Origin of the sequence: Candidatus Amarolinea aalborgensis (assembly GCF_900491745.1) — a bacterium.
GTDB lineage: Bacteria > Chloroflexota > Anaerolineae > SSC4 > Amarolineaceae > Amarolinea > Amarolinea aalborgensis.
The window spans coordinates 25,465-34,826 of the sequence record NZ_UETR01000032.1; the positions used below are offsets into that span (position 1 = coordinate 25,465).

Here is a 9,362-nt window from a genome sequence, read left to right on the forward strand (position 1 = left end):
AGGCGTTACTTGGCCCGCATGCGGTTATTCTTTGAGTTATGCTCCAGCTCGCATAGGCCGAGGGCTTCCATGAGCGGCGGCAGGTAAACGCCAAAGCGCCCGCGCAGGCCTTTCTTCAGACCGTACCAACCACCGATGGGGTTGTCGGGGGAGCGTCCCCAGGCCTCAACCGTTCCTTCTTTGGCGGGCTTCTGTTCGTCAGCGCCGCCCAGTTCGACCCACCCGCCGGCTTGCTTGAGCATCGCGTGCAAGTCGTCCACGCAGCGTGCGTCGTATAGAAGAACCGTGCTGCCGACGGTGCAGACGAGGACGCGCTGGCCGTCTCTCTCCTCGACATGCATGGTGTACTCGGCCGTTCCCGGCGGCGTCTTCAGCACCCAGGGATTGGCTTTTGTGCGATCGAGTGTTGTCATCGTTAGATCCTTTCTCATCCAGAAATAGGCAGATCCCGGCGGGTAATCTTGCAACGTGCCAATGACGTAATACCCGTGCTTTTCGTAGAAGGTCCGGGCCTGAAAATCGAAGGTCGTCAGGAAGCAGCGTTTGCACCCGCGTGCGACGGCGATCGTCTCTGCGGTCTGCAGCAGCGAGGCCCCCAGGCCGCGGCCGCGCCAGGTCTCCGGCAAGAAGAAGTGCTCAATGTCCAGCCATTCCCAATAGGTGCTGGCCGCCAGGCCGCCAATGATGTTGCCTGCCTCGTCCTTGACGATCAAGTTCAACGGTGTGATGGCGCCGGGCTGGCGGATGGCGCGATGATGAGCGGACTCGCGATTGTTAAATTCCCGGATTTGGGTGCGCAGGAACTCGGAGAATTCCTTCTCTTCACTCTCCGATAGGGTTGTCCCGGGCGCCATCATACGTTTCACCCACGCCGTGGCTGAGCATCAATCTGAATTCGACTTTGCTTGATTTCTGCCATCATGTCATCCAAAGTCATATCCCTGAACAACTCGTCGCGCTCGGCCGTGTAGTCGCCATAGCCTACGGTAAACTGCCCGACAAAGCGCATCGTGTCGACCAAGCCAATCTCCCTACATAGGACACGAATCGCAGTCTGTGTCACCTCAGCTAGTGGTTTTGTTTGCACTACCATCGTTCAAGTTCTCCTATCAACTCAACCGGGGATACCACTTTCGTACCCAACCGCTTGATCGTTCTGGCACGTTTTAGAAAACGGTCGTCGCAAGTGCACAGGTAATCCGCGTGACCTACCTCGGCCGAGGCTAGATGCAGCGCATCCAGCGGTTTGAAACCCAGACGGTTCAACTCTTTGGCGCGTTCCTCGACATCAGGCTCCAAGACTACAAATGATGTGGCCTTCGCCAGAGCCTCCAGAGCGTACTGTTGCCGCGTGAGATTCGGATTCCGTTTTATCTCGAACATCAACGCTTCAGAGGACAGCAACTCGACACTCTCCGTGTCACACAAGGCCAGAAGACCCAAGACGGCTTCAGATTCGAGCAAGATACGGAGTTGGCTCTTATTGTCGAGCGGCCGCTGTAGGCTACAGGTGTCGAGGTAGATCTTCATGTTCGGAGTATATCATGGGTTGAGGGGAAAGGAAAGTCGTTTTCATGGTATGCTCCAGCCTGAAACGACATGCGGGTTATGCGGCGGCATAGGCGATGACATGGCTGCTGCCCTTCAAAACGGTCGCGCCGCCGCATGACCCGGCGCCAGCAACTTGCTGGCGCCGCTTGGCCAGATACGAGCAAGCCGCTACCCTGGTATGAATGTGGGTGGGTAAGCCGCGGCTAAAAACCGTAGGCGGTAGCGTCGTCGAGACCGATGTAATCCACGACTTTCTCGTCGCGCAACGTCCAGATGTGCACCAGGAGGACGGCAAACGGTTTGCCGGTCTGTCTCACGACGCCGTTCCAATGGATGAGCACCACCACTTTGCTGTCCTGGGCGATCATTTCATAGGGGTTGAATCCCTGGATTTCGACGGCTTCGTTGATCCCTTGGAAGAAGCCAACAATCTCCGCATGGCCGCGGCAGGGTTTACCCCATTGACCTGGGAAATGACCTTGTCCATACTGGTTCACCCAGGTGGCGTCTGGATCAACAAAAGAGAGCACGGCGGCGACATCGCCGCGGCCAAAGGCCTCATAGAGCTTCTGAATGACGAGCACATGCTGGTCTGTGGTTGACATAAAAGTAATTCTCCTGATCTGAACTGAATTATCCCTTCGCAGGGCTGCCGAAAGCGGCAGTTCCATTTTGCTCCCCTGCGCGTGTCATGTCCAGACCAAGACGTGCTCATTCTTTGTTCAGATGTCAATGGCCAGGCTGGCTCACGCCTCCGCCGGCGCGTCTTCCCCCCAGACGCGGGCCAGGGCCGCCTGGATCTTGCGCTCGAAGCGCGCGATCAGTTCGCGGTTGGCCGCGACCAGCGCCTGCTCGGCTTCGATCTCGGCGACAATGGCTTGCTGGGTGGCGAGAGGCGGGAGGGGAATCGTGTAAGCCTCGATAACTGCCGTGGGAACGCGCTGTAGCCCGCCAGTGCCCGTCATCTTCGGCACGGCCGATGCCTTAAAGGCGGGAGTTGCAACAAATAGGAATACCCATTCTGAGAGAACGCTTCCTGTTGGACGCAAGACGTGAAGCTCGCTTGAACCAAATCCAATACCGTTCACCAAATTGCGCGCCACTCCAGCCTTCCCGTTTTCGAAGCATGGCGTAACCTTGGCGATAAGCACATCACCATCTCGAAAATAGGAGTAGGTGGAAGTCACTTCATCCAAGCGCCTCGTCTGTTTTGCGTCAAGTGGCATGGCGTTCGTTGAGACATCCGACATCGGGACGAACGATACCTGCGTAGAACCAGGCAGATCGCTAAGCTCCGATTTCTTTGGGTTCACGATGCAGGCTTTGCGCACCTCCACCATCGGCCAGTCGGGGCGGATGGGGATGTGGGGGCGGTAGTTATCGAGGACGGCGCGGGCGCCGTTGATGACTTTCTGGTAGCTCTCGATCTCTGCCACGATCTCCCGCTGGACGTCAAGTGGCGGCAGGGGAATTTGGAACTGAGCGAGGTCTTCTGGCTTCATGCCTACGTTCGCTGCTCCGCGCATCAGCGCGGCGATATCGGCTCTTTTTAGATCGAGGGCATGGTAGAGAAACTTCACATCAAGTTCAGATTCGTCTTTGGGTTGTAAAGCGACCAACAGGTTTGCCAGTGCAAACTTGCCACTGGCGAAGTGAATACGGTGCAGCGCAGCCTTGCCGTGTCCAAGGGAAGAAATCAGAGGCACGCATACAGCCGGACTTTCAAACTGATATTCCGCCGAAGTCTTGGGTTCCGCGGCAGTCAGAATTAGTGGGTAAGGCCCAGGTGGTGTCGTTGTGCTGGAAGAAGCGCCCTTCGTGATTCTGCAAACATCTGCGATCTTAACCAAACGCTTGTCGCCATTCACGACGGCGGGCCGATAACGACTCCCTGTCAGATTACAGTCGTTGGCCAGAATCTCCTCACGTGATGCAAGCCATGAGCACCGCGACAGTTCCCTGCCCTCGTAGTAAGCACAGTAGTCCCGCAAAACATCGGGTAGGTCGTTGAATTCGCTCGCAGTCCTCTTTACGCCGAGGCTAACGCCTATGTGCTTCACTTCGGAGAAAAGAATGTTGGGCTTGCGTTTGGCCGTCACTCGGTCGAGCACTAAAATTGATGTTTTCACGCCCGTATACGGCATGAACACCCCGGACGGAAGCGAAATGACGCCGATGAGGAAGCCATTCACGAGCGTCTCGCGCAGTTGTTTGTAGGCAGTTCCAGACTGGAAGATGATCCCCTCGGGCACGATGATGGCGGCGCGGCCGGTGGGCGTCAGGTGCTCGGCCATGTAGTCCACGAAGAGCACCTCGCTGCGCTTGGACTGCACCGAGAAGCGGTTGTGCGGCTTGATGCCCCCCTTCGGCGACATGAAGGGCGGGTTGGCGAGGATCACGTCGGCGTATTCGTTCCAGCGCTCCTGGCTGGTCAGCGTGTCGTACTCGTAGATGTGCGGGTCAGCGAAGCCGTGCAGATACAGGTTCACCAGCGACAGCCGCACCATGTCGGGCGAGATGTCATAGCCGCGGAAGTTCTGCGCCAGGCGGCCCTTTTCGTCGGGCGTGAGGGAAGAGACGAACATGGATGGACTGGATTCAGAGGATTTTTGGTTATCATCCTGTCCACCCTGTTTATCCATGTTTATTCTATTGGCAGCCAAAATATGCTTGTACGCCGAAATCAGGAACCCCGCGGTGCCGCAGGCCGGGTCGAGCACGGTTTCGGTCTTCTGCGGATCCACGACGGCGACCATGAAGTCAATGATGTGGCGCGGGGTGCGGAACTGGCCTGCGTCCCCCTGCGAGCCGAGCACCGACAGCAGATACTCGAAGGCGTCGCCCAGCCGCTCGGAGTGGTCGTAGCTGAACTCGTCAATGACTTTGAGGAACATCTTCAGCGTTTCGGGATCGCGGTAGGGCAGGTAGGCGTTCTTGAAGATGTTGCGGAACAGGAGCGGGATGCCGGGGTTCTCCGGCATCTTGGCGATCGCCTCGGCGTAGAGGTTCAGCGTCTCGAAGCCGCCCAGGCCAGAATGCATCAGCCTGGCCCAGCCGTAGCGCGCGAACTCACCGGCGAAGAACTTGCGCACCCCGCCGAACTCCTCGCTCTCGGCGTCCATGTCATCCATGAACTTGTAGATCAGCGCGATGGTGATCTGCTCGACCTGGCTCTTGGGGTCGGGCACCTTGCCCACGAGGATGTCGCGGGCGGTGTCAATGCGGCGCTTGGTGTCGGTGTCTAGCATGGATGGTCCTGATTTTTACATGGATGGACAGGATACACAGGATGAAAGACAAGAATAGAATGTCTTGTTCATCCATGTTTTTACATGGATGGACAGGATACACAGGATGAAAAACAAGAATAGAATATCTTGTTCATCTTGTTCATCCATGTTTTTACATGGATGGACAGGATACACAGGATGAAAAACAAGAATAGAATATCTTGTTCATCTTGTTCATCCATGTTTTTACATGGATGGACAGGATACACAGGATGAAAAACAAGAATAGAATATCTTGTTCATCTTGTTCATCCATGTTTTTACATGGATGAACAGGATACACAGGATGAAAGACAAGAAATAAAACATCCTGTACATCCTGTTTATCCATGTTGATATTCCTTCTGCCGCGTGAAGCGTTTGTACTCGAGGCGGGGGTTGCCGAAGTTAATAAGCAGTCCGACCTCGATGCCGGTGGCGTTCAGGTAGTTGATGACCTGCGCTTGATGTTCAGGGGCAATGGCTTTGACCGCTTTCAATTCAACAATGACTTTGCCCTCGACAAGGATGTCGGCGAAAAAATCCTCCACGGACTGTCCTCGGAAAATCACCTTGATCGGATGCTGAGCGATGACCGACAAACCTTTCTGCCTCAGCGCCACCAGAAGAGCTTTTTCGTACACCGACTCCAAAAAGCCCGCACCCAATTCATTGATCACTTCAAAAGCACAGCCGATGACAGCCTTGGTAATCTCTTCGTGCTTCAGCCGCGGCTCCTGCGAGCCTGACGAATCCTGTATATCCTGTATATCCATGTTTGTCAAACCGCGAACTGGTTCAATGAGACGTAGTCCTTGACGTATTCGGGAATCAGCGCCCGATACTTCACCGGCACGGCGCGGAAGTCGCGGCTGGAAAAGATCGGGTTGGTGGCCAGGTCGGTGTACTGCCGGCTCTCGATGATATAGCGGATTTGGTCGCTAGTGACGTAGGCCTTGAAGAAGGTCTTGATCGCCGGGATGGCCTCAGCCTCGGCGGGCTTGACGTCGGCGACGAACTTGGCGAACTCCTCTTCCAGCAGCTCATCCTTCGACTTGAAGGTTGGGATCAACCCGAAGACCTTCTCCAGGATTTCGCGCAGGGTCAGGCGGCGGTCCACGGTCGCGGCCTTGCGCAGCTTGTCGAGAGTGTAGAATTCCTCAGGCTTGTCGAAGACCTCGCGGTTGACATAGTCAATGACCCGGTCCCACTGCCCGGCCTCGACGGCGCGCGCGATGGTTGCATTTTCGCGCACCGCGCCCTCGAATTTCTCGAAGAACATGCGGTCAATCTTCATTCCCTCGAAGCCGATGGTCTCTTCCTTGATCGTCGCCAGGATGTCCGCGCCCAGGTGCTCATAAACGCCGATGGATACCGTCGGACCTGCATCTCCGCCGCCGTCGCTTGGGGCTTTGCTCCTGGGTGCGGGGAGCTTCAGCACCTCGTCGTAGTTGTACCCTTCCTCGAAGTACTCGCAGTTGGCGAAGAAGTCGAAGAGCTTGTAGGCGGTCTTTTGCGGCTGCGCGACAGCGTCCCTCAGGCCCGCGTCGAAAAGCTGTTCGAGGAAGTTGTGCCGGCGTGTGCCGCGGCCCTTGATCTGGATGAAGTCGGTGGGCGAGAAGATCGGCCGGAAAAGGCCGAGGTTGAGGATGTCCGGGCAGTCGTAGCCGGTGGTCATCATGCCGACCGTCACGCAGACGCGCGCCTTGCTCGTCTTGTAGGTGGGCAAGAAGTTGGCCGATCCGAGCAGGTTGTTGTTGGTGAAGTTGATGGTGAACTGCTGGGCGTCGGGAATCTGCGACGTGACCTGCACCGCAAAGTCGGATTGGTACTTGCCGGGGAACATGCGGTCGGCCATCTGGTTGAGGATCTGCGCCAACTTGGCGGCGTGATTCTGGCTGACCGCGAAAACGATGGACTTGCCGATCTCCCCGCTGACCGGGTCGCGCAGGGCATTCTCCAGGAAGGTCTTGCAGAGGAGCTGGTTGGTGGCGTCGGCGAAGAAGCGCTTCTCGAACTCGCGCTGCTTGAACGTTTCCCGTTGGTCGTCGCCTTCCTCGTCCCGGAATTCGACCACAAATCCATCGGCCGAGAGCAGCGCTGTGGTGATGTCGGTGCGGGCGTCCACTACGGTCGGGTTGACCAGGAAGCCGTCCTTCACGCCGTCGAGCAGCGAGTAGCGGAAGGTCGGCTGGCTGTTCTCGCAGCCGAAGGTGCGGTAGGTGTCCAGCAGCAGCCGGCGCTCAGCCTCGCGCGGGTCGCGCGTGGCCGGGCCGGCCCGGTCGAACCGCTTGAGGTAGTCGCGCGGCGTCGCGGTGAGGCCGAGCTTGTAGCCGACAAAAAAGTCGAAGACCGCGCGCGCGTTGCCGCCGATGGAACGGTGCGCCTCGTCGGAGATGACCAGGTCGAAATCGGTGGGCGAGAAAAGCTGCTGGTACTTGTTATTGAAAAGCAGCGACTGGACGGTAGTGACGACCACCTCGGCGCGGTGCCAGTCGTCGCGGTTCTCTTTGTAAATGACGACCTGGTAGTCGTTCGCAAGCACCTTGCTGAGCGCTTTCTTGGCCTGATCCTCAAGCTCCAGGCGATCCACCAGGAATAGCACCCGCCGCGCGTTGCCGGTGCGCAGAAAGAGCTTGATGACGGCCGCAGAGATGAGGGTCTTGCCGGTGCCTGTCGCCATCTCGAACAGGAAGCGATCCTTGTTCTCTTTGACCGCGCGCTGGAGCGCGGCGACGGCCTTCACCTGGTAGGGCCGCAGGAAGCGCAGCCCGTTGGCCTCGATGAAGCCGGCGCGCTCGGCCTCATTCTTCCAGGCGGCCTCCGCGGCATAGCCAGGGCGCTGGGTGCGGACGATGTAATCGGCTTCGACGATCTCTGCGATCAGGCGCTGAGGGTCGGGGATGGTCTTCTGATAGCCGGTGACGGACGCGGGCGTCGGAAACGCGGTGATCAGATAGGGGTTGCCGCGTTCGAGATCCCAGAAGTAGTGCAGGTTGCCGTTGGAGAGGATGACGAAGCGGCAGTTCTGCGAGCGGGCGTATCGCCGCGCCTGCTCCTTGCCGGCCAGCGGGTTCTTGTCCTCCGCTTTGGCCTCCAGGACGATCAGCGGGAAGCCCCGCGCGTCGAGCAGCAGAAAATCAATGAAGCCCTTGCTCGTCTTCTCGAAGTTCTCGCCCAGGGCGTCCAGATCAAGCGACTTGATCGTCACGCCAGGCTCAAGCAGGATGTTGGCGGGCGCGGCGCCTTCCGGAAAGAAGCGCCAGCCTGCGGCTTCGAGCAGCTTGTTGATCTTGATGCGGGCGGCGGCTTCTGGATTGGGCATGCGGTTCCTGTCTCGGCGTTGGGTGGTCAAGGGTTATGAAAAGTGGAATATGGGTTCGATGGCTACTTCCAATTCAGGAATGGCTTCACCCGTGACGCGGCTGTAGAGCACATCAGGACAAAAATCAACATCATTGGGCCACACCAACGTGCCAGCTTCTGGATCAACGACCACTTGCTTGAAGAATTCAATATCCGGCCTGTGCAATTTGAAAAGATTGTCCCAACGGTAGGAAGCCCGCTACTTCTTGCTTTTCCAACTTTACTCGAATCTGCTCAAAGCGTCTGACGGTCTCTTGAGTGTAAAGTCGTTCGCCACAGCGTAGACAAACCTCAGCCCGCACAGTCAAGACGGCTGTATGAATTCCGCCACGAAGTAGTTTCTCTACGTTCTTCTCTACCAGTTCCCCACCGCACACGGGGCATTTACTAAAGGGCATCATTTTTTCGGTCTCCTTATTCGCCAGTCAATCCATCGCTTGGGGTCGGGTCGATAGACAGAGTGATGAGTACGGCCATTGGTTGTCTTGATTATACGCCCAGACGCTGTGAACGGGCGCACCCGCAAAGGTATCACCGCAGATAAGGCAGCTGGGATATGGTTTGTCGTCGGGATAGTCCTCAATGATTTCACCCTGAAAGACACTGAAGAAGATTTCGTCAAAAGTAAGGTGGTCGGCTTGGGCCTCTTCGTCAGCGTGGTCTGTGATTCGTAACCGGTTATGGCGTATCGCGTCAACAATGCCTTCGATTTTCACAGATTACCTTTCGAGTGGCACTTGGGGCTAGACCCCTTGCGATAACGTAAACCTGATTTGGAGATTAGCGCCAATCGCATCAGCATAACGGCGCAACGTTGAAAGACGCACATCATCGGCGTGATTTTCAATGCGCGACTTGCTTGCCAGTTAAAGAATCAAGAAACTCCTCGACGGGACTACTGCCGTTTGGAAGGCGATAAAACTCTACTGTCCACCTATCTCCATGTTATCACAAAAGCGAACAAGGCGCAAGGGTTTGGACGATCAGCCGATATCGCTTGCCTTTGATGTTGAAAACAGCACGATTGCAAACACTAATTCGGCCCCCGTTCGGATCGCCGGCAAAGCGCAGGATCTACCCAACCTGGGCCAACGCCTCGGTGATCTCCCGCAGGCAGGCGGCGGGCTGCAGCCAGCAGCGTTCGAGATCCAGGAACACCGGCGTCCAACCGGCGGT

Annotated in this window: 11 protein-coding genes and 2 pseudogenes; 1 reads left to right on the forward strand and 12 read right to left on the reverse strand. The window is 57.0% G+C overall.

What is annotated here, in order from left to right; translation table 11 throughout:
- Positions 1–5 precede the first annotated feature (5 nt).
- The 12 genes and pseudogenes from ACPQ6D_RS20320 to ACPQ6D_RS20375 form a co-directional block, all read right to left on the reverse strand.
- A complete protein-coding gene (locus ACPQ6D_RS20320; RefSeq protein ID WP_423226193.1) occupies positions 6–413 on the reverse strand; it encodes a DUF6855 family protein in 408 nt (135 codons plus the stop codon).
- Between the two features lie 21 nt (positions 414–434).
- A pseudogene (locus ACPQ6D_RS20325) lies at positions 435–857 on the reverse strand (GNAT family N-acetyltransferase); the annotation flags it as partial.
- A gap of 5 nt (positions 858–862) precedes the next feature.
- Entirely contained in the window at positions 863–1,021 is a 159-nt protein-coding gene (locus ACPQ6D_RS20330) for a hypothetical protein (RefSeq protein WP_423226182.1), read from the reverse strand.
- Between the two features lie 65 nt (positions 1,022–1,086).
- On the reverse strand, positions 1,087–1,530 hold the full coding sequence (locus ACPQ6D_RS20335) for a type II toxin-antitoxin system VapC family toxin (protein WP_423226183.1): 444 nt from the start codon (positions 1,528–1,530) through the stop codon (positions 1,087–1,089).
- A gap of 224 nt (positions 1,531–1,754) precedes the next feature.
- Positions 1,755–2,156, reverse strand: a complete 402-nt coding sequence (locus ACPQ6D_RS20340; protein WP_423226184.1) for a nuclear transport factor 2 family protein — start codon at positions 2,154–2,156, stop codon at positions 1,755–1,757.
- A gap of 141 nt (positions 2,157–2,297) precedes the next feature.
- Positions 2,298–4,799 (reverse strand): N-6 DNA methylase, encoded by a 2,502-nt coding sequence (locus ACPQ6D_RS20345; protein ID WP_423226185.1) that lies wholly within the window; start codon positions 4,797–4,799, stop codon positions 2,298–2,300.
- Positions 4,800–5,164: 365 nt separating this feature from the next.
- Positions 5,165–5,596: a GxxExxY protein gene (locus ACPQ6D_RS20350; RefSeq protein WP_423226186.1), complete on the reverse strand. Its 432-nt coding sequence runs from the start codon at positions 5,594–5,596 to the stop codon at positions 5,165–5,167.
- A 5-nt stretch (positions 5,597–5,601) separates the two neighbouring features.
- Positions 5,602–7,815, reverse strand: coding sequence for a DEAD/DEAH box helicase family protein (locus ACPQ6D_RS20355; protein WP_423226194.1), 2,214 nt, complete (start codon positions 7,813–7,815; stop codon positions 5,602–5,604).
- Positions 7,798–8,145, reverse strand: a pseudogene (locus ACPQ6D_RS20360) (type I restriction endonuclease); the annotation flags it as partial. The gene ACPQ6D_RS20355 and the pseudogene ACPQ6D_RS20360, both read right to left, overlap by 18 nt.
- A 33-nt stretch (positions 8,146–8,178) precedes the next feature.
- Positions 8,179–8,319, reverse strand: a complete 141-nt coding sequence (locus ACPQ6D_RS20365; protein WP_423226187.1) for a DUF2442 domain-containing protein — start codon at positions 8,317–8,319, stop codon at positions 8,179–8,181.
- A gap of 13 nt (positions 8,320–8,332) precedes the next feature.
- Positions 8,333–8,587: a YgiT-type zinc finger protein gene (locus ACPQ6D_RS20370; protein ID WP_423226188.1), complete on the reverse strand. Its 255-nt coding sequence runs from the start codon at positions 8,585–8,587 to the stop codon at positions 8,333–8,335.
- Between the two features lie 24 nt (positions 8,588–8,611).
- Positions 8,612–8,902 carry a DUF4258 domain-containing protein gene (locus ACPQ6D_RS20375; RefSeq protein WP_423226189.1) on the reverse strand — a complete coding sequence of 97 codons (291 nt, stop codon included), beginning with the start codon at positions 8,900–8,902 and terminating at the stop codon, positions 8,612–8,614.
- 259 nt (positions 8,903–9,161) lie between these two features.
- Between ACPQ6D_RS20375 and ACPQ6D_RS20380 the strand changes: the two genes are divergently transcribed.
- Positions 9,162–9,362 (forward strand): hypothetical protein (locus tag ACPQ6D_RS20380; RefSeq protein WP_423226190.1); only part of this gene is annotated, 201 nt, incomplete at its 3' end.

Bases quoted from the DNA above. Each gene is read 5' to 3' on its own strand.
- ACPQ6D_RS20320 (WP_423226193.1), bottom strand. From the start codon at position 413: ATGACAACACTCGATCGCACAAAAGCCAATCCCTGGGTGCTGAAGACG.
- ACPQ6D_RS20335 (WP_423226183.1), bottom strand. From the start codon at position 1,530: ATGAAGATCTACCTCGACACCTGTAGCCTACAGCGGCCGCTCGACAAT.
- ACPQ6D_RS20340 (WP_423226184.1), bottom strand. From the start codon at position 2,156: ATGTCAACCACAGACCAGCATGTGCTCGTCATTCAGAAGCTCTATGAG.
- ACPQ6D_RS20345 (WP_423226185.1), bottom strand. From the start codon at position 4,799: ATGCTAGACACCGACACCAAGCGCCGCATTGACACCGCCCGCGACATC.
- ACPQ6D_RS20350 (WP_423226186.1), bottom strand. From the start codon at position 5,596: ATGGATATACAGGATATACAGGATTCGTCAGGCTCGCAGGAGCCGCGG.
- ACPQ6D_RS20370 (WP_423226188.1), bottom strand. From the start codon at position 8,587: ATGATGCCCTTTAGTAAATGCCCCGTGTGCGGTGGGGAACTGGTAGAG.